The organism is Mesorhizobium sp. BR1-1-6 (assembly GCF_020165355.1).
In the GTDB taxonomy this organism is placed as follows: domain Bacteria; phylum Pseudomonadota; class Alphaproteobacteria; order Rhizobiales; family Rhizobiaceae; genus Mesorhizobium.
In genome coordinates this window covers 156,254-180,985 of the sequence record NZ_JAIUHZ010000006.1, presented here as the reverse complement: position 1 = coordinate 180,985, position 24,732 = coordinate 156,254, and the positions used below count along the sequence as shown (strand labels likewise).

General features: G+C 64.9%; 20 protein-coding genes. 15 read left to right on the top strand and 5 right to left on the bottom strand.

Annotation, left to right across the window (positions count from 1 at the left end; all coding sequences use genetic code 11):
* Window positions 1-31: 31 nt before the first annotated feature.
* From LB545_RS14790 to LB545_RS14775, 4 genes are all read right to left on the bottom strand, one after another.
* On the bottom strand, window positions 32-1,147 hold the full coding sequence (locus LB545_RS14790) for an alcohol dehydrogenase family protein (protein ID WP_140657502.1): 1,116 nt from the start codon (window positions 1,145-1,147) through the stop codon (window positions 32-34).
* A gap of 105 nt (window positions 1,148-1,252) precedes the next feature.
* The gene (locus LB545_RS14785) at window positions 1,253-2,632 is read right to left on the bottom strand and encodes an aspartate aminotransferase family protein (RefSeq protein ID WP_224705349.1); all 1,380 of its coding nucleotides are present in this window, start codon (window positions 2,630-2,632) and stop codon (window positions 1,253-1,255) included.
* Window positions 2,633-2,664: 32 nt separating this feature from the next.
* A complete protein-coding gene (locus LB545_RS14780) occupies window positions 2,665-4,158 on the bottom strand; it encodes an NAD-dependent succinate-semialdehyde dehydrogenase (RefSeq protein WP_224705396.1) in 1,494 nt (497 codons plus the stop codon).
* Window positions 4,159-4,357: 199 nt separating this feature from the next.
* Window positions 4,358-4,849 carry an Lrp/AsnC family transcriptional regulator gene (locus LB545_RS14775; protein ID WP_140517347.1) on the bottom strand — a complete coding sequence of 164 codons (492 nt, stop codon included), beginning with the start codon at window positions 4,847-4,849 and terminating at the stop codon, window positions 4,358-4,360.
* Between the two features lie 84 nt (window positions 4,850-4,933).
* Between LB545_RS14775 and LB545_RS14770 the strand changes: the two genes are divergently transcribed.
* The 15 genes from LB545_RS14770 to LB545_RS14700 all read left to right on the top strand — a co-directional run bounded on the left by LB545_RS14770 (window position 4,934) and on the right by LB545_RS14700 (window position 23,384).
* Window positions 4,934-6,319 carry a PLP-dependent aminotransferase family protein gene (locus LB545_RS14770; protein WP_140499275.1) on the top strand — a complete coding sequence of 462 codons (1,386 nt, stop codon included), beginning with the start codon at window positions 4,934-4,936 and terminating at the stop codon, window positions 6,317-6,319.
* A gap of 221 nt (window positions 6,320-6,540) precedes the next feature.
* Entirely contained in the window at window positions 6,541-7,332 is a 792-nt protein-coding gene (ehuA, locus tag LB545_RS14765; RefSeq protein ID WP_140499274.1) for an ectoine/hydroxyectoine ABC transporter ATP-binding protein EhuA, read from the top strand.
* A gap of 93 nt (window positions 7,333-7,425) precedes the next feature.
* Window positions 7,426-8,277, top strand: a complete 852-nt coding sequence (gene ehuB / locus LB545_RS14760) for an ectoine/hydroxyectoine ABC transporter substrate-binding protein EhuB (RefSeq protein ID WP_140499273.1) — start codon at window positions 7,426-7,428, stop codon at window positions 8,275-8,277.
* Between the two features lie 208 nt (window positions 8,278-8,485).
* Window positions 8,486-9,145 carry an ectoine/hydroxyectoine ABC transporter permease subunit EhuC gene (ehuC, locus tag LB545_RS14755; RefSeq protein WP_140499272.1) on the top strand — a complete coding sequence of 220 codons (660 nt, stop codon included), beginning with the start codon at window positions 8,486-8,488 and terminating at the stop codon, window positions 9,143-9,145.
* A gap of 16 nt (window positions 9,146-9,161) precedes the next feature.
* Entirely contained in the window at window positions 9,162-9,821 is a 660-nt protein-coding gene (gene ehuD / locus LB545_RS14750; RefSeq protein WP_140521357.1) for an ectoine/hydroxyectoine ABC transporter permease subunit EhuD, read from the top strand.
* A gap of 5 nt (window positions 9,822-9,826) precedes the next feature.
* Complete coding sequence (eutA, locus tag LB545_RS14745; RefSeq protein ID WP_224705347.1) at window positions 9,827-10,603, top strand: ectoine utilization protein EutA; 777 nt, start codon at window positions 9,827-9,829, stop codon at window positions 10,601-10,603.
* Between the two features lie 28 nt (window positions 10,604-10,631).
* Entirely contained in the window at window positions 10,632-11,618 is a 987-nt protein-coding gene (eutB, locus tag LB545_RS14740; RefSeq protein ID WP_224705346.1) for a hydroxyectoine utilization dehydratase EutB, read from the top strand.
* Entirely contained in the window at window positions 11,618-12,610 is a 993-nt protein-coding gene (gene eutC, locus LB545_RS14735) for an ectoine utilization protein EutC (protein WP_140521360.1), read from the top strand. The genes eutB and eutC overlap by 1 nt, the downstream gene beginning before the upstream one ends.
* 138 nt (window positions 12,611-12,748) lie before the next feature.
* The gene (gene doeA, locus LB545_RS14730; protein WP_140499261.1) at window positions 12,749-13,927 is read left to right on the top strand and encodes an ectoine hydrolase DoeA; all 1,179 of its coding nucleotides are present in this window, start codon (window positions 12,749-12,751) and stop codon (window positions 13,925-13,927) included.
* A gap of 5 nt (window positions 13,928-13,932) precedes the next feature.
* A complete protein-coding gene (gene doeB / locus LB545_RS14725) occupies window positions 13,933-14,934 on the top strand; it encodes a N(2)-acetyl-L-2,4-diaminobutanoate deacetylase DoeB (protein WP_140499259.1) in 1,002 nt (333 codons plus the stop codon).
* 263 nt (window positions 14,935-15,197) lie between these two features.
* On the top strand, window positions 15,198-19,007 hold the full coding sequence (locus tag LB545_RS14720; RefSeq protein ID WP_224705344.1) for a hydantoinase B/oxoprolinase family protein: 3,810 nt from the start codon (window positions 15,198-15,200) through the stop codon (window positions 19,005-19,007).
* Between the two features lie 72 nt (window positions 19,008-19,079).
* On the top strand, window positions 19,080-20,075 hold the full coding sequence (locus LB545_RS14715; RefSeq protein WP_140565554.1) for a sugar kinase: 996 nt from the start codon (window positions 19,080-19,082) through the stop codon (window positions 20,073-20,075).
* Window positions 20,072-21,334 (top strand): D-tagatose-bisphosphate aldolase, class II, non-catalytic subunit, encoded by a 1,263-nt coding sequence (locus LB545_RS14710; protein ID WP_140517327.1) that lies wholly within the window; start codon window positions 20,072-20,074, stop codon window positions 21,332-21,334. Before LB545_RS14715 ends, LB545_RS14710 begins: the two co-directional genes overlap by 4 nt.
* 113 nt (window positions 21,335-21,447) lie before the next feature.
* The gene (locus tag LB545_RS14705) at window positions 21,448-22,944 is read left to right on the top strand and encodes an aldehyde dehydrogenase family protein (RefSeq protein WP_224705343.1); all 1,497 of its coding nucleotides are present in this window, start codon (window positions 21,448-21,450) and stop codon (window positions 22,942-22,944) included.
* 164 nt (window positions 22,945-23,108) lie between these two features.
* The gene (locus LB545_RS14700) at window positions 23,109-23,384 is read left to right on the top strand and encodes a hypothetical protein (protein WP_140517323.1); all 276 of its coding nucleotides are present in this window, start codon (window positions 23,109-23,111) and stop codon (window positions 23,382-23,384) included.
* Between the two features lie 25 nt (window positions 23,385-23,409).
* Here LB545_RS14700 and LB545_RS14695 read toward each other — a convergent pair whose 3' ends face one another.
* Window positions 23,410-24,636 (bottom strand): NAD(P)/FAD-dependent oxidoreductase, encoded by a 1,227-nt coding sequence (locus LB545_RS14695; RefSeq protein ID WP_224705342.1) that lies wholly within the window; start codon window positions 24,634-24,636, stop codon window positions 23,410-23,412.
* Window positions 24,637-24,732: the final 96 nt, after the last annotated feature.

Here is a 24,732-nt window from a genome sequence, read left to right as displayed (position 1 = left end):
GGCGCCGAGAAGCGCTGCTGCTCCGTCCTCTTTATTTAGGGTGCCGCTGTTCAGCCACGGCGTCAGGCACCACCACCAGCTTGCCGACGAAATCCTTGGCGATGAAATCGGCTTGGGCGCGGTGGAAATCGGAAAGCCTGTAGACGCCGCCGACCAGCGGCCGGATCTTGCCTTCCTCGATATAGCGCACGATACGGCGGAAATCCGCACGTGTGCCCTGGCTCGAGCCGTGAAGCTGAAGCTGCTTGAGATACATGGTCCTGAGATCGAGCTGGACGACCGGGCCGGCGATGGCGCCTGCGGTGGTGTAGCGGCCCTCGGGCCTCAGGATGCGCAACAGATCGTTGAAGATCGCGCCGCCGACAAGGTCGGCCACGACGTCGATGGGCTGGCCGCCGGTCACCTTGGCCACGGCTTGCGGCAGGTCGGCCACGCCACGGGTGATCACGGCTTCGGCGCCGATGTCGAGCACTGCCTGCTCCTTGCCCTTGCCGACGACGGCATAGGGAATGGCTCCGCGCGCCCGCGCCAATTGCACGATGCCGGAGCCGACGCCGCCCGAGGCGCCGGTGACCAGCACGCGTTCGCCGGCCTTGAGCCCTGCACGTTCCAGCATCTGCTCGCCGGTGAGATAGGCGCAGCAGAAGGTGGCGAGTTCGAGGTCGCTCAAGTCGGTGTCGACGACATGGGCGTTCTCGGCCGGCACAGCCTGGTATTCGGCGTAACCGCCGTCGCGGCCGTGGCCCATATAGTCGATGTCGGCGAGCGAATCGTCGTCGCGATTGTAGATCGAGAAATCGACCATCACTCGCTCGCCGATGCGATCCGGCGAGACGCCTGCGCCAACGGCGGCGATGGTGCCGACCGTGTCGGTGCCCTGGATGCGGGGGAAGGTCAGCGTGTTGCCCTGACGCCGCCATGTCGACACGGCCCCTGCGTCCTCCTCCGTGCCATAGGCGCCCTGGCGAACCCAGACGTCGGTATTGTTCATGCCGCAGGCGGTGACCTTGACCAGCACTTCGCCGGCGGCGGGCACAGGCACTTTCACGTCGGTGCGGTAGACGAGCTTTTCCGGGCCGCCGTGGCCGGTAAGCTGCACGGCCGCCATGGTGGCGGGGAGGGTGGGATGAGAGGTCATCGCGTTCACTTCCGAATACTTTGTACGTTGGCGCTGCCCCTCACCTTTACCCTCTCTCCGTGAACGACGAGAAGGTGCCGGCAGGCGGATGAGGGGCAGCGCCGATCTCGACAATTAGAGATTGGCGAACACGCTCCTCACGGCATCGGCGGCCTTGGCCACCACGGTGTCAGCCTCCTCGCGCGTCAGGCAAAGCGGTGGGGCGAAGCCCAGAATATCGCCCTGCGGCATGGCGCGGCCGATGACCCCGCTTGCGGCGAGGGCCGTGGCGATCTGCGGTCCGATCTTCTGCGCCGGATCGAAGAACACACGGTCGTCCTTGTCGGCGACGAACTCGACCGCCGCCAGCATGCCGTCACCGCGCACCTCGCCGACGTTTTTGTGGCCGCCGACGGCCTTGGCCAATTCGGCGCGGAAATAGGCGCCGGTCTCGCCGGCATTCCTCACCAGATCCATCTCATCGATCAGTTCGAGGTTGGCCACACCCACGGCGACGCAGATCGGATGCGCCGAATAGGTCCAGCCGTGCCCCAGCGAGCCGAGCTTGTCGGAGCCCTGCACCAGCACCTGCCACATCTTGTCGGCGACGATGACGCCCGACAGCGGCGCGTAGGCGGAGGTCAGGCCCTTGGCGATGGTGATCAGGTCCGGCTTGATGCCGTAATGGTCGGAGCCGAACATGGTGCCCAGCCGGCCGAAGCCCGTCACCACTTCGTCGGCGACCAGGAGCACGTCGTACTTCTTCAGCACCGCCTGGATTTTCTCCCAGTAGCCGGCGGGCGGCGGCACGATGCCGCCAGTGCCGAGGATCGGCTCGCCGATGAAGGCGGCGACGGTCTCGGGGCCTTCGGCCAGGATCATCTCTTCCAGCTTGTCGGCGCAATGCTGCGAGAACTGCTCCTCGCTCATCGAGCGGTCGGCGCGGCGGAAATAATAGGGCGCCTCTGTGTGCAGGATCGGCGCGCGCGGCAAGTCGAAGGCATTGTGGAAAAGATCGAGCCCGGTCAGCGATCCCGTCATGATGCCGGAGCCGTGATAGCCGCGCCAGCGCGAGATGATCTTCTTCTTCTCCGTGCGGCCAAGCACGTTGTTGTAGTACCAGATCAGCTTGATGTTGGTTTCGTTGGCATCCGAACCGGAGAGGCCGAAATAGACCCTCGACATGCCCTTCGGCGCACGGTCGATGATCATCTTCGACAGCGTGATCGAGGCCTCGGTGCCGTGGCCGACATAGGCGTGGTAATAGGCGAGGTTCGTGGCCTGGGCGGCGATGGCGTCAGCGATCTTCTGGCGGCCATAGCCGACATTGACGCAGTAGAGGCCGGCGAAGGCATCGATACTTTTTCTGCCGTTGCTGTCCCAGACGGTGACGCCTTCACCGCCGGCCATGATGCGCGTCGGCGATTCACCGCGCGCGTGGGTGCCCATATGCGTCGAGGGATGGAAGAAGTGATCACGATCCCAGGCGGCGAGTTCGTTGGACTGGTCGAGCATTCTTTTGACTCCTTGAGGAACGTGGACGCGGCTTAAGCGACGTCCAGGCAAAGATATTTGAGATCGGTGAAAGCTTCGAGCCCCTGACGCGAACCCTCGCGGCCAATGCCGGACTGCTTGACGCCGCCGAACGGGATCGGCGCACCGGTGATCTTGACGCGGTTGATGGCGACCATGCCGTAGTCCAGCGCCCTGCCCAGGCGCTGCTGGCGGGCGCCGTTCTCGGTCACGACATAGGCGACCAGACCATATTCGGAGGCGTTGGCGCGCGCGGTCACCTCGTCCTCGCTGTCGAACGGCGTCACGGCTGCGACCGGACCAAACGTTTCTTCGCGCATGATCAGTGCCTCGTCAGATACGTCAGCCAGCAGCGTCGGCTGGTAAAACAACGGGCCGGCCTGGTGCCTTATGCCGCCAACGAGGCAGCGGGCGCCATGGGCGAGCGCGTCGGTGACCTGCTCCTCGACCTTCTTGACGGCGCGCTCATGCATCAGCGGGCCGATGTCGCTTTCGTCGGCAAGGCCATTGCCGGTCCGCAGCGCCTCGATGCGCTTGGCGAAGGCGGCGCAGAAACGATCGTAGATCGGCCGCTGGACATAGATGCGGTTGGCCGCGAGGCAGTCCTGGCCGGACGTGGCGAATTTGGCGTCGACGGCGATGCGCACGGCCTTGTCGAGATCGGCGTCGGCAAAGACGATCAGCGGCGCGTGGCCGCCAAGCTCCATAACCAGCCGCTTCATCGTCGGCGCGCTCTGGGCCGCGATCAGCCTGCCGATCTCGGTCGAACCGGTGAAGCTCATGGCGCGCACGCGCGGGTCCTCGCACATTCGCCCGACAATGATCGACGCCTTGCCTGTGACGACATTGAAGACGCCGGCGGGCAGGCCGGCGCGCTCGCCGAGTTCGGCCAGCGCCAGCGCCGAGAGCGGCGTTTCCGAAGAAGGGTGGGCGACGATGGTGCAACCGGCGGCAAGGGCCGCAGCCGCCTTGCGGGTCAGCATGGCGGACGGGAAGTTCCACGGCGTCACGACGCCGACGACGCCGAGCGGCTCGCGCCGCACCGTCATTTCCGCGTTCGCCAGATGGCTGGTTACGCTTTCGGCGTTGAGGCGCTTTGCTTCCTCGGCATACCATTCGACGAAGGAGGCGGCATAATCGATCTCGCCGAGCGATTCCTTCAAGGGCTTGCCCTGTTCCAGCGTCATCAGCAGAGCGAGGTCATCCTTCGCGGCGATGATGAGGTCGAACCATTTGCGCAGGATTTTCGAGCGCTCCTGCGGCAACAGAGCCCGCCAGGCAGGGAAAGCGCGCGCCGCCGCGTCGATCGCACTTGCCGTCTGGCGGCCATCGAGCGCGGCGACGAAGGCCACCGTGGCGCCGGTCGCGGGATCGGTGACCTCGAAGCTCTCCGCCGCCTCGCTTGCCGTCCAGTGCCCGTCGACATAGGCAAGCTCGCGCAGCAGCCGGCGGTCGGCGAGGCGGTCGAGCGCCTCATGGCGGTGCGAACGGGCAAAGTGCGCGGACATCATCGATTGCTCCCGATTGGGGTGACGCCGCAAGACTAGGGGCGTCGGCGCGAAGGATGAGGCTGTTTAGGTGCAGCTATATAGAGAGATTCTCTCTATTCGGCCGGAGAGCAGGACGATCTGTCTAGCCGCAGGGGTGGGGCGGGTGCTTTCGCGCGTTCTCCGAGCGTACGGTGCCAGATGAACGCTGGTTTCGATCTCAGGACTGCACCGGCAACAGATCGGCAAGCGGTAGCACGGTCTCGTCCTTCACCGTCTTGATGACGATGTAGGTGAAGTAGCGATCGATGCCGATTTCGCGTTCGAGCAAGGCATCGACCAGCCGCTGATAGGTATCGATATCGCGCGCCATCACCTTCAGAACGTAGTCGACGCCGCCGCCCACCGACCAGCAGGCTACAATCTCAGGTATGTCGCGGATGACACGCTCGAAGCGGTCGAAATCGGCCTGGCGATGGCTGGCCAGCGTCACCTCCATCAGCACGGTGGCGACGGGTGCGACGACGCGCATGGCAATCGAGGCATGATAGCCGGAGACGATGCCGGCCTTTTCCAGCTTGCGCAGCCGCATCCAGCACGGCGTCGGTGACAGGCCGACCTTGTCGGCCAGCGCCAGCTTGGTGATGCGCCCGTCACGCTGGATCGCGTCGAGGATTCTGAGGTCGATCGGGTCGAGTTTCGCGGCGGCCATCTGTATCCACTTTTTGGTCCCGCCGTACCATGACGGCGCATTATTTCGATTGTCAATTGCACTGATTTCGATCTCTAATAAGTCATGACATTATGGCAACCTGATCCCGCGCTCATCCGGCGGCCCGCCTACCAGTCGCTGGCCGACCAGTTCGCACGCGCCATTCATGATGGGCGGCTCGCCAACGGCGCGCGGCTGCCGACGCATCGCCGGCTGGCCGACGAGTTGAAACTATCGGTGCAGACGGTCAGTCGCGCCTATGAGGAACTGATTCGCCGCGGCCTGATCTCGGGCGAGATCGGCCGCGGCAGCTTCGTCCAGACGCAGCGGCGCGAGCCTGAGCCGCCCTATCTGCCGGAGCGGCTGGGCGAAGTGATCGATCTCTCGATCCTGAAGCCGGTCTGCGAGCCGATGCATCTGGAGCGGCTGAAGCAGGCGCTGGGCTGGCTGGCCGACAACCTGCCGTCGAGTTCGGCGCTGTCGTTCCGGCCCAACATGGTGTTTCCCCGTCACCGCGCCGTGGCGGTCGAGTGGCTGAAGCTGTGCGGTCTCGATGCCTCGCCGCAGAATATCAGCCTGACCAATGGCGCTACCGCCGGCATGACGGTGGCGCTGATGAGCGTGGCGCCGCCCGGCTCGACCGTCGCCACCGAGGCGATCGGCCACCATACGCTGGTGCCGCTCGCCCGCTATCTCGGCTTCAACCTCGAAGGCCTGCCGATAGACGGCAATGGCCTTATCCCGGAAGCGCTGGACGAGGCCTGCCGGATCTCCGACATCCGCGCCGTGTTCGTGCAGCCTTCGGTGATCAACCCGACGGCGACGCTGATGGATGCGGCGCGGCGCGAGCAGATTGCGGCGGTTGCGCGCAGGCACGACATAGCCATCATCGAGAACGATGTGTTGGGGCCGCTGGTCGAGGACCGGCCGCCGCCGGTCGCCGCCTTCGCGCCTGAACGCACGCTCTACGTCACGTCCTTCACCAAGATCGTGGTGCCGGGCCTGCGCATCGGCTATCTCGCCGCCCCCGACCGCTATGTCGCCGCGGTCGCCAACCGGCATCTGGTTTCCAACTGGATGGCGACGCCGCTGGTGGCGGAGATCGCCACCAAATGGGTGACCGACGGCACCGCGATGGAACTGGTGCGCTGGCAGCGCACAGCATTGCGGCGACGCCAGGACATCGTCGCCGAGGTGCTGGCCGGCGTCGACTATCGCACCCGGCGCGACGGACTGCATGTCTGGTTGCAGCTGCCCGCCGACCGTGCCGAGGAGAGCTTCGTCGCCCAGGCGCGCCTGCAAGGCGTGGCGATCGCGCCCGGCGCCTCCTTCCGCATCTCGCAAGCGCCCTGGCAACCGGCGGTGCGCATCTCGCTGGGCTCGACCACCGAGGGGGAACTGCGCGCCGGCCTCGGCGTTGTCACCAAGCTGCTGCTAGGCGACCCCGAGCATCTGCTGCTCGCAATCTAGCGAGATGTGCCGCTATCCAGACGATGCCGACCGCCAAAGGCGTCCCCGGTGCTGTCATTTTCGGTTCGACTTGATTTCGATCTCGGCACATTGCTAGGCACTGAATGTCTAAGAATTGTGCGGGATCAGAATAATTGTCATGATATTATTTTCCCAATTGACATGATTTGGCGGGTTCCGCATCGTTAAGGGCATAGGCTTCTCCAGCACGGGAAATTCGTTTGTCCGCATCCGCGCCTATCATCAAGGTCGATGGCATTTCGAAAAGCTTCGGCACTTTCAAGGTGCTGGACGGCCTGTCCATGCAGGTCATGCCCGGCGAGAAGCTGGCGCTGATTGGCCCGTCCGGCTCGGGCAAGACGACGATCCTGCGCATCCTGATGACGCTGGAGCGCATCGATGGCGGCCACATCCAGATCGACGGCGAGCATCTTTATCACATGGAGCGAAACGGCCAGCTGCTGGCTGCCGACGAGCGGCATCTGGCCAGGATGCGCCAGAAGATCGGCATGGTCTTCCAGCTGTTCAATCTGTTCCCGCACAAATGCGTCATCGACAATGTCACGCTGGCGCCGATGCTGACCAAGGGCACGCCGCGCGCTGCCGCCGAGAAGCGGGCGATGGAATTGCTCGACATGGTCGGCATGGCCGACAAGGCCAAGGCCATGCCGGCACAGCTTTCGGGCGGCCAGAAGCAGCGCGTCGCGATTGCCCGCGCGCTGGCACTGTCGCCCCGGATCATGCTGTTCGACGAGGTCACCTCGGCGCTCGATCCCGAACTGGTCGAGGAGGTGCTCAACGTGATGCGCAAGCTCGCGGCCGAAACCGACATGACGATGCTGCTCGTCACCCATGAAATGGGCTTTGCCCACGACTTCGCCGACCGGGTGCTGTTCTTCGACCGCGGCCGCATCGTCGAGGAGGGCAAACCCGATGAGATTTTCCGCCATCCCAAACAGGAGCGCACGCAAGGTTTCCTGAAGAAGATCATCGCGGCCGGACATCGCGTCTGACCGCCATGCCAGAGGCGGCGACACCGTCCGCAAGGGCGGCATTGCCGTCCTGAAATGACTGCAACCAAGAACACAAACATGGAGTTGGGAACAATGAAAAAACTTGGCATTCTGGCCGGCGTCGCCGGTCTTGCGCTGACCGCGGTGCTCGCGGCCTCGAACATCGGATCGGCCGACGACAGCAAGCTCGAGCAGCTGAAGGCGCAAGGCTTCGCCCGCCTCGCCATCGCCAACGAGCCGCCCTACACGGCGGTCGCCGCCGACGGCAAGGTTTCGGGCGCCGCGCCCGACGTGGCGCGGGAAATCTTCAAGCGGCTGGGCGTCGCCGACGTCGCCGCCTCGATCTCGGAATATGGTGCCATGATCCCCGGCCTGCAGGCCGGCCGCTTCGACGTCGTCACCGCCGGCCTGTTCATGAAGCCGGAGCGTTGTGCGGCGGTTGCCTATTCCGAGCCGGTGCTGTGCGACGCCGAGGCGATGCTGGTGAAGAAGGGCAATCCGAAGGGCTTCAAGAGCTATGAGGATGTCGCCAAGGACACCTCCGCTACCATCGGCGCGCCCGGCGGCGGCACTGAGGAGAAGCTCGCGCTCAACGCCGGCGTGCCGCGTGACCGCGTCATCGTCGTGCCCGACGGCCAGAGCGGGCTGAAGATGGTGCAGGACGGCCGCATCGACGCCTATTCGCTCCCCGTCCTGTCGATCAACGATCTGATGAAGAAGGCCAATGACCCGAGCCTCGAAGTCATAGCACCCGTGCAGGGCGCGCCCGTCTATTGCGACGGCGCCGCTTTCAAGAAGGGTGACGAGGCGCTGCGCGACGCCTTCGACGTCGAGCTCGCCAAGATGAAGAAGTCGGGCGAGTTCGCCAAGATCATCGAGCCCTACGGCTTCTCGGCGGCGGCGGCGATGTCGACGACGCGCGACAAGCTCTGCGCGGCGAAATAAGCGCTTTTCCCTTCTCCCCGTCCACGGAGAGAAGGTGGCTGAAGGGCCGGATGAGGGGCAGCGCGCGTTTTTGCGAGCTTGGAGCCGCGCCTCATCCGCCTGCCCGTCCTTCGCGGCAGCTGCGCTGCAGCTAAGGAGGGTGAACCGGCAACTTCTCCCCGTGAGAGAGGAGAAGTTGCTAAAACCAAACGTTGGAAGCCTCTGATACATGACCCAATGGTCCGGCTATCTCGGCCTGATATTGCAGGGAGCGCTTGTCACCATCGAGCTGACGCTGATGGGGTCGGTGCTGGCCCTCGTGATGGCCTTCCTGGCCGGCATGGGGCGGCTGTCGCGCTTCTTCGCGTTGCGGGCGCTCGCCACCGCTTATATCGAGTTCTTCCGCGGCACATCGATTTTCGTACAGCTGTTCTGGGCCTATTTCGTGTTGCCCCTGGCGGGCGTCGAACTCACTCCGCTGCAAGCCGGCGTGCTGGCGCTGGGCCTCAATGTCGGCGCCTATGCGGCGGAAGTGGTACGCGGTGCCATCCAGTCGGTCGGCGCCGAGCAGTACGAGGCCTGCACGGCTCTCAATCTCGGCCGCTGGCAGGGCATGCGCCATGTCATCCTGCCGCAGGCGCTTCTTGTGATGCTGCCGACCTTCGGCAACAACGCCATCGAACTGCTCAAGGCGACATCCGTCGTCTCGCTGATTTCGCTCGCCGATCTCACCTTCCAGGCGCAGGTGGTGCGCTCGCAGACCGGCAGCACGCTGATGCCGTTCACCACCATCCTGGTGATCTATTTCGCGCTCGCGCTCGTCATCTCCTGGGGCGTGCGGTCGCTGGAGCGGCGCATGGCGCGCGGCCTCGACGGAGTGCGCGTCTGATGGATTGGGCCCTGTAATGGATTGGGACTGGGATTTCGTCCGGCAGATCCTGCCGACGCTGATCGAGGGGGTGAAGATCACCATCCTGGCGACGGTGCTCGGCTCGGTGCTGGCGGCAATCGTCGGGCTGGGCATCGCACTGGCCCGCCGCTCGCCGAACAAGATGATGTCGCGCACGGTCGGCTGGGCGGCCGAATTCATCCGCGGCACGCCGCTGCTGGTGCAGCTCTACTTCATTTTCTACGTGCTGCCCGATTTCGGCATCCTGCTGCCGCCGCTGGTGGCCGGCGTCATCGGTCTTGGGCTGCACTACGGCACCTATACGGCGGAGGTCTATCGCGCCGGCATCGAGAACGTGCCGCGCGGCCAGTGGGAGGCGGCCAAAGCCTGCAATCTCAGCGCTCGCCAGACCTGGACCCACATCGTCATACCGCAGGCAATCCCGCCGATGATCCCGGCGCTGGCCAATTATTTCATCGCCATGTTCAAGGAGACGCCGCTGCTGTCGGCGATCACCGTGCTGGAGCTGATGAACCAGGCCAAGAGCGTCGCCAACACCTATTACCGCTATGTCGAGCCGATGACGCTGGTCGGCGCCTTCTTCCTGATCATCAGCCTTTTCTCGGTTATGCTGCTGCGCTGGCTGGAACATCGCTACGGCAAGATCGAAAGGTAGTTCCCATGAAGCCGCTTCCCGAAATCAGGCTGATGCCGACAAGGCCCGCACTCGAGGTGCGCCCGTTGGAAAAGCGCGTCGGCCTGATCATCCTGGCCACCGACCACACCAGCGAGCCGGACTTCCGTCGCATGGTGGCGAGTGAGAGGATCGGCATCTATGTCGCCCGCATCCCCTATAAGAATCCGACCACACCTCAGAATCTGCGCAAGATGCAGCCCGAACTGACGGCTGGCGCGGCGCTGATCCTGCCGGACGAACCGCTCGATGCCATCTGCTACTCCTGCACGTCGGCCTCCGTGGTGATCGGCGATGCCGAGATCGAGGCGGCGATCCAGGCGGCCAAGCCTGGCGTGCCCGTGGTCACGCCGCCGATGGCGGGCGTGCGCGGACTGAGGGCTCTGGGCGCGAAGAGGATCAGTATTCTCACCCCCTACACCGTCGAGACGAGCCGGCCGATGGCGGCCTATTTCGCCGAACGCGGCTTCGAGATCGCCAGCTTCACCTGTCTCGGCTTCGAGGATGACCGCGAGATGGCGCGCATTGCGCCGGCAGCCCTCGTCGATCTGGCGTGCGAGGCGACTGACCCGCAGGCCGAGGCGTTGTTCGTGTCCTGCACGGCGCTGCGCTCGGCGCTGGCGGTTGCCGCGATGGAACAGGCTATCGGCCGCCCGGTCGTCACCAGCAACCAGGCGAGCGCGTGGAATTGCCTGCGACTGTGTGGCGATGATGTGCCGCGTCCGGAGTTCGGGCGGCTGACGACCTTGTCGCTTGGACAGTAAGGTCATGTCCTGCATGCACGAGCGACCCATGACGCACGCCGTCGCCCTTTCAGACATCCGCGCCGCGCGCCAACGCATCACCAGCAAGGTCGAGCCGACACCGGTCGTGCCATCCGAGAGCCTGTCGGAGCGGCTCGGCCTTCCCGTTCACCTCAAGCTGGAGCACCGCCAGACCACGGGCAGCTTTAAGCTGCGTGGCGCCTCGAACGCCATTGCTTCGCTCAATGCCGAGCAGCGGGCACGCGGTGTTGTCGCGGCTTCGACCGGCAATCACGGCCGCGCACTCGCCCATGCCGCCAGGCTCGAAGGCATGCGCGCGGTTGTCTGCATGTCGCGGCTGGTGCCTCGGAACAAGCTCGATGCCATCCGCTGCCTCGGCGCGGAAATCCGCATTGTCGGCGACAGCCAGGACGACGCGCAGCAGGAGGTCGAGCGGCTGGTGGCGCAAGAGGGTCTCGTGATGCTGCCACCCTTCGACCATCCCGACATCATCGCCGGGCAGGGCACGCTCGGGCTGGAGATCATGGAGCAGGTTCCTGACGCCGCTCTGGTGCTGGTGCAGCTCTCCGGCGGCGGGTTGGCCTCCGGGATTGCCGCAGCGGTCAAGGGCGTCAGGCCGAGCACAAAGGTCGTCGGCATCTCGATGGCGCGCGGCGCGGCGATGAAAGCCAGCCTCGATGCGGGGCGCCCGGTGCAGGTGGAGGAGCTGCCGACGCTGGCGGATTCGCTCGGCGGCGGCATTGGCCTCGACAACCGGCTGACCTTTTCCATGTGCCGAGACCTGCTCGACGACGTCGTGCTGCTTTCCGAAGACGAGATCGCCGCCGGCATCCGCCATGCCTATGAACAGGAGCGCGAGATCGTCGAGGGCGCCGGCGCGGTCGGTATCGCTGCGCTGCTTGCCGGCAAGGTGAAGCCAAACGGACCGGTGGTCGTTCTGCTTTCCGGTCGTAATATCGATATGAGCCTGCACAGAAAGATCGTTTGCGGCGAAGTAGTTGCGGAGCGCGCCTGATGAACCGGATGACCATCCTTACCGAGAAAGAACTACGCGAGATCGTAGCTCTCGATCTCGACGCCGTCGCTTGCGTCGAAAACGCCTTCCGGGCGCTCGCTACCCTGCCGGTGGCGATGCCGCCGATCCTGCGGCTCGACATCCCCGAGCATCGCGGCGAGGTCGACGTGAAGACCGCCTATGTGCCTGGCATCGATGGCTTCGCCATCAAGATCAGCCCCGGCTTCTTCGACAATCCCAAGCTCGGCCTGCCCAGCGTCAACGGCATGATGGTGCTGCTGTCGGCAAAAACCGGTCTGGTCGAGGCGTTGCTGCTCGACAATGGCTATCTCACCGACGTCCGCACCGCAGCCGCCGGGGCGGTCGCCGCAAAACACCTGTCGCGGCCGGACTCATCCATTGCCGCCATCTTCGGCGCCGGCGTGCAGGCCGGATTGCAGCTTGAGGCGCTGCGCCTGGTGCGGCCGATCGAAGAAGCCCGCATCTGGGCGCGCGACGCGGCCAAGGCGCAAGCCGCGGCCGGCGCCTTGAGCGAAAAACTGGGCATCGTGGTGCGCGCAGAACCGGATGCGGCCAAGGCGGTCGCCGGCGCCGACATCATCGTCACCACCACGCCCTCGACAGAACCATTGATCAAGGCCGGCTTCGTCTCGGCCGGCCAGCACATCACCGCCATGGGCTCGGACGCCGAGCACAAGAACGAGATCGCACCGGCAATCCTGCGCATGGCCGATCTCTATGTCGCCGACAGCGCAAGGCAGACGCGCCGGCTCGGTGAATTGCACCATGCCATCTCCGCCGGCGTGATGGCGGCGGACACGGAGGTGGCCGAACTCGGTCAGATCATCGCCGGCGAACGGCATGGCCGGCGTGCGGCGGACGACATCACCATCGCCGACCTGACCGGCACCGGCGTGCAGGACACCGCGATCGCCACGCTAGCCCGTGACCGGGCCCGGGTCGCGAAAGCCGGAACCATTTTTGAAAGTTGATGCTGGCCGCAAGAGCATGATCCGGAAAAGTGGGAACCGGTTTTCCGAGGAGATCATGCTCAAACAAAAAATTACCTGGAGCCAGATTCAACGGAAGTTGAAGCGGGTTCCAGGGCCCAACAAACGAGGACCAACAAAATGCAACCGAATTTGAAATTCTCGCGAAGCGAGTATGCGGATCGCCTCGCCAAAACGCGGAAAGCCATGGCGGCGAAAGGCGTCGATCTGCTTATTGTCAGCGACCCCTCCAACATGGCCTGGCTCACCGGCTATGACGGCTGGTCCTTCTACGTGCATCAGGCCGTCATCGTGCCGCCGTCGGGCGAGCCGGTCTGGTATGGCCGCGGTCAGGACGCCAACGGCGCCAAGCGCACCGCCTATCTCGCGCATGACAACATCGTCGGCTATGCCGATCACTATGTGCAGTCGACCGAGCGCCATCCGATGGATTTCCTGTCGAGCGTGCTTGCCGATCGCGGCTGGGGCAAGCTGACCGTCGGCGTCGAGATGGACAATTACTGGTTCTCGGCCGCCGCCTTCGCCTCTTTGCAGAAGCACCTGCCCAATGCCCGTTTCGTCGACGCCACCGCGCTGGTCAACTGGCAGCGCGCTGTGAAGAGCCCGACCGAGATCGACTATATGCGCAAGGCCGCCCGCATCGTCGAGGCGATGCACCAGCGCATCGTCGACAAGATAGAGGTCGGCATGCGCAAATGCGATCTCGTCGCCGAGATCTATGATGCCGGCACGCGTGGCGTCGACGGCATCGGCGGCGACTATCCAGCGATCGTGCCGCTGCTGCCGTCGGGCGCCGACGCCTCGGCGCCGCACCTGACCTGGGACGACAAGCCGATGAAGTCGGGCGAGGGCACGTTCTTCGAAATCGCCGGGTGCTACAACAGGTATCATTGCCCGCTGTCGCGAACAGTGTTCCTCGGCAAGCCAACACAGGAATTCCTCGATGCGGAGAAGGCGACGCTCGAAGGCATGGACGCGGGGCTCGCGGCAGCCAAGCCCGGCAACACGTGCGAAGACATCGCCAACGCCTTCTTCGCGGTGTTGAAGAAATATGGCATCGTCAAGGACAACCGCACCGGCTACCCGATCGGCCTTTCCTATCCGCCGGACTGGGGCGAACGCACGATGAGCCTGCGCCCCGGAGATCGCACCGAGCTGAAGCCCGGCATGACCTTCCATTTCATGACCGGCCTGTGGCTGGAGACGATGGGGCTGGAAATCACCGAATCCATCCTGATCACCGAGACGGGCGTCGAGTGCCTGGCCAATGTGCCGCGCAAGCTGGTGGTGAAGAATTGAAACCGATGTCCGACCTTCGTCCGTCGCCGGTCTCGCCCTCGGTCGATTTCGATCGCGACGGCGCACAGCACGGTTTCCTGCGCCTGCCCTACAGCCGCGACGATTCGGCGTGGGGCTCGGTGATGATCCCGATCTGCGTCCTGCGCAACGGCAAGGGGCCGACGGCCCTGCTGACCGGCGGCAATCATGGCGACGAATATGAAGGGCCGCTGGCGCTCTATGATCTGGCGCGCACGCTCGATCCCGCCCAAGTCAGCGGCACGGTTATCATCGTGCCGGCGATGAACTATCCGGCCTTCCGCGCCGGCACGCGCACCTCGCCGATCGACAAGGGCAACATGAACCGCAGCTTTCCAGGCCGGCCAGACGGTACGGTGACGGAAAAGATCGCCGATTATTTCCAGCGGGAGCTGCTTCCCCGCGCGGATATCGTGTTCGACTTCCATTCCGGCGGCAAGACGCTGGACTTCGTGCCGTTCTGCGCCGCCCATACGCTGCCGAACAAGGCCCTGGAGCAGAGGGCCTTCGCGGCGGTCGAAGCCTTCGCGGCGCCGTTCTCGATGCGCATGATCGAAATCGATGCCGTCGGCATGTACGATACCGCCGCCGAGGACATGGGCAAGGTGTTCGTCACCACCGAGCTCGGCGGTGGAGGCACGTCGAGAGCCGAGACGGTGCGGATCGCCCGGCGCGGCATGCTCAACGTGCTGAGGCATGCCGGCATCGTTGCCGGTGCGGTCGAAAAGACGCCAACCCAATGGCTCGACATGCCGTCCGGCGATTGCTTTGCCTTCGCGGAGGAAGACGGCATGGTCGAGACGATGGTCGATCTCGGCGAGCCTGTCGAGAAGGGCGCGGTGCTGGCGCGCATCCATTCCACCGGCCGAACCGGCATCGCCCCCCAGGAGATCCGGGCAAAAATGTCGGGCATGTTGGCGGCGCGGCATTTCCCCGGCCTGGTCAAGGCCGGGGACTGCGTCTCGGTGGTTGCCGCATTGGTCGACTAACGGAAGGGTCGGCCTGCACGGCGGGCAGGATTGGACCTATCTCGCATTCTTCCACCCTGGATCCAGATAGCGGCCGGCGAGCCAGCCCGGCCGCGCTCACGGCTCCGGCCGGCGCGTCGCGGCGGCACGTGCCTTGCCATCGCCTCAGACATCCAAAGCCACCGTCATCGAAGAGGCGCCGGCGCGACGACTTGTTCCGGCGCGAACTCGGGTATCAAAGAGTATGACTTTGCTGCCATACTCGCGATAAAGAGGGTGTCGGAATGCAACAAAAATGGGATTTCTGGATCGACCGCGGCGGCACGTTCACCGATGTCATCGGCCGTGATCCCGAGGGCGGCCTGCATCCGCGCAAGCTTCTGTCCGAAAATCCCGAGGCCTATGCCGACGCGGCCATCCAGGGCATTCGCGACCTTCTCGGCCTGCGCCCCGGCGAGCCTATACCCGCCGGGCTGATAGGCGACGTAAAGATGGGCACAACGGTCGCCACCAATGCGCTGCTGGAGCGCAAGGGCGACCGCGTGCTTTTGCTCATCACCAAGGGATTTCGCGATGCGCTGAGGATCGCCTATCAGGCGCGGCCCGACATCTTCGCCAAGGAGATCGTCCTCCCCGAACAGCTCTACGAGCGCGTCATCGAGGTCAACGAGCGCGTGCTTGCCGACGGCTGCGTCGAACGGCTGCTCGACATCGCTGCCTGTCGCCCGGCGATCGAACAGGCAAAGGCGGACGGCATTGATGCGGTCGCCATTGTCTTCATGCACGCCTGGAAATATCCCGATCACGAAAAGGCCGTCGCAAAGGTCTGCCGCAAGCTCGGTTTCGGCCAGGTTTCGGTCAGCCACGAGGTGTCGCCGCTGATCAAGCTGGTCGGCCGCGGGGACACCACCGTGGTCGACGCCTATCTGTCTCCGATCCTGTCGAGATATGTGCAAAGGGTAGGCCAGGAACTCGGTGTTCTCTCCCCCCTCGAGGGGGAGATGTCGGCGAAGCCGGCAGAGGGGATCGCCGCAGAAGGCACCACCAAGACGTCGAACCCCGTCGACCCGACCCGACCCGGCAGCTTCGCCGCCACTCTCCCCTCGAGGGGAAGGGAAAATCCCCGCCTGATGTTCATGATGTCTTCTGGCGGGCTGACCGCCGCGGACCTGTTCCAGGGCAAGGATGCGCTGCTGTCTGGCCCGGCCGGCGGGGTCGTCGGCATGGTCGAGACGGCCAGGCTCGCCGGCTTCGAAAAGGTGATCGGTTTCGACATGGGCGGCACCTCCACCGATGTCGCCCATTATGACGGCGAATATGAGCGCGCCTTCGATACCGAGGTCGCAGGCGTGCGCGTGCGCGCGCCGATGATGCGCATCCACACCGTCGCGGCCGGCGGCGGCTCGGTCCTGCACTACGAAGCAGGCCGCTTTCGCACCGGCCCGGACTCCGCCGGCGCCAATCCAGGCCCCGCCGCCTACAGGCGCGGCGGCCCGCTCGCCGTCACCGACGCCAACGTCATGCTCGGCAAGCTGCTGCCGGATTTTTTCCCTGCCATCTTCGGCCCCGACCAGAACGAGCCGCTCGACGCGGAGATCGTGCGCCAGAAATTCACCGCGCTCGCCGCTAAAATCGGCGACGGCCGCTCGGCCGAAGCGGTGGCCGAAGGGTTCGTCACAATCGCGGTGGAAAACATGGCCAACGCCATCAAGAAGATCTCGGTGCAGCGCGGCTACGACGTCACCGAATATCTTCTGAACTGTTTTGGCGGCGCAGGCGGCCAGCACGCCTGCCTGGTCGCCGACGCACTCGGCATGGAGGCGGTGCTGATCCATCCGTTTTCCGGCTTGCTGTCGGCCTACGGCATCGGCCTGTCTTCGGTCTTTGCCTCACGCCAGCAGGCCTTGCTTGCACCGCTCGCGGAAGAATCCAGGCCGGCGATCGAAGGCCTGATCGCGGCCTTGCAAACCGCCGTCGTCGCGGAACTCGCCGCGCAAGGCATCGCCGAGGACGCGGTGGCCGCCAGACCGGCGCTGCAGATCCGCTATGACGGCACCGACACCGCACTTCCGGTGCATTTCGACCATGGCTCGATGTTGCGGGCGAGGGCCGATTTCGAGGCTGCCCACAAGGCGCAATTCGGTTTCGTCTATGAGGACAAGCCGATGATCGTCGAAGCTGTGAGCGTCGAGGGGACGGAGGCGGGCGGCGAGCAGAATACCGAAGCCTATGCGCAGGCGGGGCAGCCATCAAAAGCCAGAGCCGAGGAGGTCCGGCGGATCTATACGGAAGGAAAATGGCACGAAGCCGACGTCTGTCGGCGCGAGGCGTTGCGGCCGTCCGATCGGGTCGCTGGCCCCGCACTGATCATCGAGCCCAACCAGACGATCGTCGTCGAGCCGGGCTGGCAGGCCGAGATCACGGCCAGGAACCACGTGCTGATGCGGCGCACCAGCAAGAAAGGCCGGCAGGCGGCACTTGGCACCGAGGCCGATCCGGTGATGCTGGAAGTGTTCAACAATTTGTTCATGTCGATCGCCGAGCAGATGGGCGTGACGCTGCAGAACACCGCCTATTCCGTCAACATCAAGGAAAGGCTGGATTTCTCCTGCGCCGTTTTCGACCGGAACGGCGCGCTGGTCGCCAACGCGCCGCATATGCCGGTGCATCTGGGCTCGATGGACCGCTCGGTCGAGACCATCATCCGGCTGAATTCCGGCGACATTCATCCCGGCGACGTCTTTGCCCTCAATGCCCCCTATAATGGCGGCACGCATCTGCCCGATATCACGGTGGTAACGCCGGTTTTCGAGGAAGAGCGGCCGATTTCCCCCACAAGAGGGGAGATTAGCCAATCGCCCAAGATCCTCTTCTGGGTGGCCTCGCGCGGCCACCACGCAGACGTCGGCGGCACCGCGCCGGGCTCGATGACGCCACTTGCCACCACGGTCGACGAGGAAGGCGTGCTGTTCGACAATTTCCGTATCGTCGATCGCGGAAAGTTCCGCGAGAATGAGCTGCAGACGCTGCTCACCGATCACCGCTATCCGGCCCGCAATCCGCACCAGAATATCGCCGATCTCAAGGCGCAACTCGCTGCCAACGAAAAGGGCGTGGCGGAGCTGCGCAAGATGGTGGCGCATTTCGGGCTCGATGTCGTGGAGGCCTATATGGGCCATGTGCAGGACAATGCGGCCGAGAGCGTGCGGCGCGTGATCGAGCGGCTGCCGGATACATCGGCCTATGAATATCCCACCGACACCGGCCAGGTGATCAAGGTGAAGATATCGGTCGACCGGCAAAAGCGCGAGGCGACGGTCAATTTCACCGGCACGTCGCCGGTGATGAAGAACAATTTCAACGCGCCAGAGCCTGTCGCCCGGGCCGCGGTGCTCTATGCCTTCCGCGTCATGGTCGAGGACATGATCCCGATGAATGCCGGTTGCCTGAGGCCGATCAACATCATCATCCCGGACGGCTCGATGCTGAAACCCGCTTATCCCGCCGCCGTCGTCGCGGGCAACGTCGAGACCTCGCAGCACGTCACCAACGCGCTGTTCGGCGCCATGGGCGCCATGGCCAATGCGCAAGGCACCATGAACAATTTGACCTTCGGCAACAGCAAGTACCAGTATTACGAAACGATCTGTTCCGGTTCGCCCGCCGGCCAGATGAATTCCGGCCGCGGCTTTGCCGGCACGTCGGGCGTTCACACCCATATGACCAATTCGCGCCTTACCGATCCGGAAATACTGGAGCTGCGGTTTCCGGTGATGCTGGAGGATTTCCACATCCGCGAAGGCTCCGGCGGCAAGGGCAGGTGGAATGCCGGCGACGGCACGAAGCGCACCATCCGCTTCCTGGAGAAGATGGAATGCGCCATCCTGTCCTCGCATCGCAACCGGCCGCCCCAAGGGCTGGGCGGCGGTGGCGATGGCGAGGCCGGCTCGACCAAGGTGCGCCGCAAGGACGGCACGGTCGAGGTGCTGAAAGCCTGCGACCAGACGGTGCTTCAGGCCGGCGACGCCGTCATCGTGACGACGCCGACGCCCGGGGCGTTCGGAAGGCCGGAGCCAGGGCCGTCCAACGTTTGATAGAATCGCGGAACCGCTCTATCCGTTTTTTGGAATCCGCATTTCCCTTGCCTTTCACACGGGGCCTTCGCCATGCCAAGCAAATCCCCATTGAAGACACTGGCGCCCGATGGACTCGGGCCGACCGTCACCGTGGGCGAGATCCTGGTGGAGATCATGGCCACCAGCCGTGGCAACGGCTTTCTCGAGCCCATCGCGCTGACCGGACCCTATCCGAGCGGGGCGCCGGCGATCTTCGTCGACCAATGCGCCAGGCTTGGCGGGCGGGCCGGCATCATCGCCTGCGTCGGCGACGATGATTTCGGCAGGATCAATGTCGAGCGCCTGCGCCGGGACGGTGCGGATGTCTCGGCCATCGCCGTCAGCCCAGACTATCCGACGGGCAGCGCCTTCGTGCGCTACCGTGAGGACGGTTCGCGCGACTTCGTCTACAATATCGGCAAATCGGCCGCGGCGCGGGTCGGCTTGACCCCTGAGGCCAGGGCGCTGCTGGCGCGTTCAGGCCACCTGCACGTCATGGGCACCGCACTCAGCATTCCCGCCATTTGGCAGGTGCTCGACCATGCCATCGATGTGGTCAAGGCGCGTGGCGGAAGCATCTCGCTCGATCCCAATCTTCGCAAGGAACTGCTCGGCCATGGCCAGACGCGCGAGCGCTTCGCGCGGCTTCTCGACATTGCGGATCTGATCCTGCCGTCGGGTGAGGAACTCCACACCGCTTCGGGCAACGACAATGAAGCCGACGCGCTCGCCTCGCTGTTTGCCCGCGGCGCCGGCGAGGTCGTCGTCAAGCGCGGCGCGTTGGGCGCGTCCCTGTTCGGCGCCGACGGCAGCCGCGTCGAGTCGCCCGGCTTCCTGGTCGAGGAGATCGATCCGACCGGCGCGGGCGACTGTTTTGGCGGTGCCTACATCGCCTGCCGCAGGCTCGGCATGCCTGCCGTGACCGCGCTCGATTACGCGAATGCGGCAGGCGCGCGCAACGTCACGCGGCAAGGCCCGATGGAAGGAGCCGGTACGCGCGCCGAACTCGATCTGTTCATTGCCAACACGCCGAGGCGACGCCCGTGACCGATCCATTGCTGAAACTTGCAAATTCCCGGCGGCGGGGCGCGGCGGAAGGCATCACCTCCGTCTGCTCGTCCCATCCGGTCGTGATCCGGGCCGCAGTGCGCGACGCCGCGCTGTTCTCGCGGCCGCTGCTGATCGAGGCGACCTGCAACCAGGTCAACCAGTTCGGCGGCTATACCGGCATGCAGCCCGCTGACTTCGTCGCGGCGGTGACCGCTATTGCAGGCTCCGAAGGCCTTGCGCCCGAGCGGGTCATCTTCGGCGGGGATCATCTCGGTCCCAATCCATGGCGAAAGGAAGATGCCGGCGCGGCCATGGCGAAGGCCGAGGACATGGTGTCCGCCTATGTCCGGGCCGGTTTCCGCAAGATCCATCTCGATGCCTCCATGGGATGCGCGGGCGAGCCGGCGGCGCTGGATGACGCTACGATTGCCAGGCGCGCCGCCCGCCTGGCGCGCAAGGCCGAGGACGCCGCCAGCGGGACCGACCGGCCACTCTACGTGATCGGCACCGAGGTTCCGCCGCCGGGCGGAGCGGATCATCTCATCGGCGAAATCAGCCCCACAAGCCTGTCCGCGGTCCAGCACACACTGGCGGTGCATCGGCAGATCTTCCACGAGAACGGCCTCGCAGACGCCTTCTCGCGGGTCATCGCCGTGGTGGTGCAGCCGGGCGTGGAGTTCGGCAACGAGAACGTGGTCTTCTACGATCGCGCCAAGGCGCTGCATCTGCGCGAATTGCTCGACCAGGAAGCGGGCCTGGTCTACGAAGCCCATTCCACCGACTATCAGACGCAAGCGGCCCTACGCGAACTGGTCGAGGACGGCTTTGCCATCCTCAAGGTGGGGCCGCAGCTGACTTTCGAACTGCGCCAAGCGCTCTATGGGCTGGACCTGATCGCCTCCGATCTGTTGCCCGACTACGGCGCGCGCCCGCTTTATCAGACCATGGAAGCGCTGATGACGGCCGATGCCAAGGACTGGCACAGCCACTACCACGGCTCTGCGGCGCAACAGCGCGTGCAGCGGCACTATTCGCTGTCGGACCGCATACGTTACTACTGGAACCATCAGGAGGCGATGGAAGCTGTCCAGCGATTGACGGCCGCCTTGTCGGGCAAGGCCGTGCCGGTGACGCTGTTCCATCAGCATCTGCCCGCGCTCGACCGCTTTGCCGGGCAGCCGCTCGATCCGGAGGCGGTGTTGGTGGCCGCGGTTCAGCAGGCGCTGGAGGGCTACCGCTTCGCCTCCAGCGGTTGAGCGGCCGATAGCCAGGGGACGCAGTTCGGTCATTTCGACGACTTGTCGGCTTACTTGCTTGAGGTGTGCCTGCACCGGGGTAATAGTCGCGACGGAATGGCGAGGAGGAGGATATGACGCTGAACTTCGACCCAAGGGCGAAGGCCGCGACGCTCTACCATGGCGAATTCCGGCCGATGTTCATCGGCGGCAAATGGGTCGCTGCGCAGTCCGGACAGGAGATGCAGGCGCTCAACCCGGCGACGGGGCAGGTGCTGGCGACGGTGCCGCGCGGAGGCGCCGCCGACATCGACGCGGCGGTGGCGGCTGCGCGCACCGCTTTCGAAGGTCCGTGGTCCGGATTTTCGCCTTACGAACGGCAGTGCGTGCTGCTCAGGATCGCCGATCTCTTCGAGAAGAACTGGGAAGAGCTCTGCGTCTCCGACACCCTCGACATGGGGCTGCCGATCACGCGCACGCTCGCCAACCGGCGCCGGGTCATCGGCATGCTGCGCTTCTATGCCGGGATGGCGACCGCGCTGCATGGCGAATCAATCGACAATTCGATCCCGGGCGAGATCGTCACCTTCACCCGGCGCGAGCCGGTGGGCGTGGTCGGCGCCATCATTCCCTGGAACGCGCCGACCGCCGCGTCGATCTGGAAGATCGCGCCGGCGCTGGCTACTGGCTGCACGATCGTGCTGAAACCTTCCGAGGATGCATCGCTGACGCCGCTTTTGATCGCGCGGCTGATGCAGGAAGCGGGCGTTCCCGACGGCGTTGTCAACATCGTCACCGGAACCGGGGCCGAAGCCGGCGCGCGGCTTGCCGAACATCCCGACGTCAACAAGATCGTCTTCACCGGCTCGACGCTCACCGGCCAGGCGATCGCCCGGGCGGGTGTTGCCAATCTAAAGCGCGTTTCATTAGAACTCGGCGGCAAGTCGCCGCTCATCGTGTGCCGCGACGCCGATATCGACAAGGCCGTTCCGATCGCGGCGATGGCTGTCTTCGTGCATTCGGGCCAGGTCTGCATCGCCGGTTCGCGACTGTTCGTGGCACGCGAAATCCATGACCAGTTCGTGCGCCGGCTCGCCGATTTCGCCGGCAGGCTGCGCATCGGCCACGGCATCGAGGCCGAAACCGAAATAGGGCCGCTTATCAATGCCAGGCAGGCCGGCAAGGTGGAGGGCTACATCAAGGCCGGCAGCGAGGAGGGCGCGGAACTGGTTGCCGGCGGATCGCGGCTGACCGGTGATCTCTATGACGGCGGCAACTTCATCGCGCCGACCGTCTTCGGCGCAGTGTCCGACCAAATGACCATCGCGCGCGAAGAGATTTTTGGACCGGTTATTTCCGCCATGCCGTTCGACACGCTTGACGAAGCCGTCGCCCGCGCCAATACGACGCCCTATGGGCTGGCCGCCGGCATCTTCACCACCCATCTCGGCACGGCGCACAAGCTCGCTCGCCGGGTCAAGGCGGGTTCCGTCTGGGTCAACATGTACCACGCCATCGACCCCGCCGTGCCGTTCGGCGGCATGAAAATGTCGGGCTACGGCCGCGAGGGCGGCATCGAACATCTGCACGAGTATCTGGAGACCAAGTCGGTATGGATCCAGACCGACTAAGGCTTTTGTCGGTTGTCAGGCGAGCCGGCCTGCGCCGCCGGTTCCCAGGCTGCCGCTCATGCACGCCGGCTGCAAATCAACCGGCGCCCGTTCTCAGGAACTTTTCTTTATCCGGCGATTTTTGGATATAAGATGAAATCCGGTTGGCCAGGAAGGTATTGTCGATGACGACGAAACGCTTCGCGATCTGCGCTCTCGCCCTTGTGATGGGCTGCGGCATCGTCTCTTCGGCGTCCGCCGGGGCCAGGCACCGCCACCACCAGGGCGAACCCGAACGCTATGTTCCTGCTGACGGCGATATTATCGACATACTGTTCGGCGGCCCGCGCTACTATGACCGGCAGCTTGTCACGACGGCCGCCGGCGCCTGTTCCTACCACCGGGTGGGGCCGGATGCGAATGCGCTGAACAAGATCAACGATCACCATTGCGGAAAATAGCGGGCCGACCGCTCCGCAAGCAGGCTCATGACGCTTCCCATCCGGGAAAGCGGTCCGGCCGCAGCCATGTCTGGGCTGGGCTGCCATTGCCGGAAAACACGGCGTTAACCAGCCAGCGCGCGGTGGCGGGGGCGGCATGCATGCCGATGGAACCCATGCCGCCATGCACGAACAGGCCCTCGACGGCCGTCCTGCCAGCGACCGGCAAGCCATCGGACAGCATCGGGCGGTTGCCGGGATAGACGTTCCTGACCTGCGGCGCGCCGAGGCCCGGCAGCATGCGCAGCGTGCGGCTGGCGATGCGGCTCGCCATGTCGGTGTTGCGGACGAGATCGCGGAAGGCCGGCTGGACGGAGGCGCCAAGCCTGGCATCGCCGCCGCCCATCGGGTTGAGGCAGATGGCTTCCACCGCCGGCTGGTCGTCGCGCTGCGCGGCGACATCGGCAAGGCCGTCGAGCCTCATGCGCCGGCCGAGCTCTTCCTGATCCGGCCAGGTCAATTCCTCGACGATCCAGGGCAGCTCGAAGTCGAGTTTTCCCAACTGGATCAACCAGCCGCGGCCGGCGGTGAAGGGCAGGCCGGGCAGCGGTCCGTCGCCGACGGTGCGGCGCAGAAGGTCCGACATCCACAATCCGTTGGCGATGAAGACGAGATCGGCGGGAACGATCCCCTGGTCGGTCAAGATACCCTGGACCTTGCCGCCCCTGGAGAAGATCTGGGCGACGCGCAGGCCAGTACGGATCGTCGCGCCGGCCTCACGGGCGGCGTGGGCGAAGGCATGTGTCGCGCCCATGGGTTCCAGCGTCCATGCACGGCCGACGGAATAGGCGCCTGCCACGTTGAAGCCGACACGCGGGTGGTCGCGCGCCAGTTCCTTGCCCGTGATCTTTTCCATTGCCACGCCGGCTTCCCTGTAGCGGTCGGCCACGGCGGCAGCCGCCTCGAAACTCGCCTCGTCTTCGGAAATCAGCAGATGTGCGATGGCGGCGAATTCGAAGGGAACGGGTCCGTCGGCAAGCTCGGCATAGATCGCGACGCTGGCGTCCAGCAGTTCGACGACCTCTTTCTGCGGGCCGGTGAGCAAGGTGCCGGTGTTTCGTCCTGAGGACTCGGCGGCGATCATGCTCTGCTCGAGGATCGTCGTCTTGAGACCGTGGCGGGCCAGTTCATAGGCGAGCGTGCAGCCGGCGATGCCGCCGCCGATGACCACGGCATCCATTGGTGTCTGGACGCGAGTCGAGTTGAAGGACATGGAGCGCAGCCTCCTCCCAATGAAAGCATCTCGTATACTCGTATACGAGATGCTTTTCAAGTATGCCGCCCACGACTGCCGCAAGTGCCGCCACGA

What these genes read in the sequence shown, in the direction of transcription:
- LB545_RS14785 (WP_224705349.1), bottom strand. Translation starts at nt 2,632, where the DNA reads ATGCTCGACCAGTCCAACGAACTCGCCGCCTGGGATCGTGATCACTTC.
- LB545_RS14780 (WP_224705396.1), bottom strand. Translation starts at nt 4,158, where the DNA reads ATGTCCGCGCACTTTGCCCGTTCGCACCGCCATGAGGCGCTCGACCGC.
- LB545_RS14775 (WP_140517347.1), bottom strand. Translation starts at nt 4,849, where the DNA reads ATGGCCGCCGCGAAACTCGACCCGATCGACCTCAGAATCCTCGACGCG.
- LB545_RS14770 (WP_140499275.1), top strand. Translation starts at nt 4,934, where the DNA reads ATGACATTATGGCAACCTGATCCCGCGCTCATCCGGCGGCCCGCCTAC.
- ehuB (WP_140499273.1), top strand. Translation starts at nt 7,426, where the DNA reads ATGAAAAAACTTGGCATTCTGGCCGGCGTCGCCGGTCTTGCGCTGACC.
- ehuC (WP_140499272.1), top strand. Translation starts at nt 8,486, where the DNA reads ATGACCCAATGGTCCGGCTATCTCGGCCTGATATTGCAGGGAGCGCTT.
- ehuD (WP_140521357.1), top strand. Translation starts at nt 9,162, where the DNA reads ATGGATTGGGACTGGGATTTCGTCCGGCAGATCCTGCCGACGCTGATC.
- eutA (WP_224705347.1), top strand. Translation starts at nt 9,827, where the DNA reads ATGAAGCCGCTTCCCGAAATCAGGCTGATGCCGACAAGGCCCGCACTC.
- eutB (WP_224705346.1), top strand. Translation starts at nt 10,632, where the DNA reads ATGACGCACGCCGTCGCCCTTTCAGACATCCGCGCCGCGCGCCAACGC.
- eutC (WP_140521360.1), top strand. Translation starts at nt 11,618, where the DNA reads ATGAACCGGATGACCATCCTTACCGAGAAAGAACTACGCGAGATCGTA.
- doeA (WP_140499261.1), top strand. Translation starts at nt 12,749, where the DNA reads ATGCAACCGAATTTGAAATTCTCGCGAAGCGAGTATGCGGATCGCCTC.
- doeB (WP_140499259.1), top strand. Translation starts at nt 13,933, where the DNA reads ATGTCCGACCTTCGTCCGTCGCCGGTCTCGCCCTCGGTCGATTTCGAT.
- LB545_RS14720 (WP_224705344.1), top strand. Translation starts at nt 15,198, where the DNA reads ATGCAACAAAAATGGGATTTCTGGATCGACCGCGGCGGCACGTTCACC.
- LB545_RS14715 (WP_140565554.1), top strand. Translation starts at nt 19,080, where the DNA reads ATGCCAAGCAAATCCCCATTGAAGACACTGGCGCCCGATGGACTCGGG.
- LB545_RS14705 (WP_224705343.1), top strand. Translation starts at nt 21,448, where the DNA reads ATGACGCTGAACTTCGACCCAAGGGCGAAGGCCGCGACGCTCTACCAT.
- LB545_RS14700 (WP_140517323.1), top strand. Translation starts at nt 23,109, where the DNA reads ATGACGACGAAACGCTTCGCGATCTGCGCTCTCGCCCTTGTGATGGGC.
- LB545_RS14695 (WP_224705342.1), bottom strand. Translation starts at nt 24,636, where the DNA reads ATGTCCTTCAACTCGACTCGCGTCCAGACACCAATGGATGCCGTGGTC.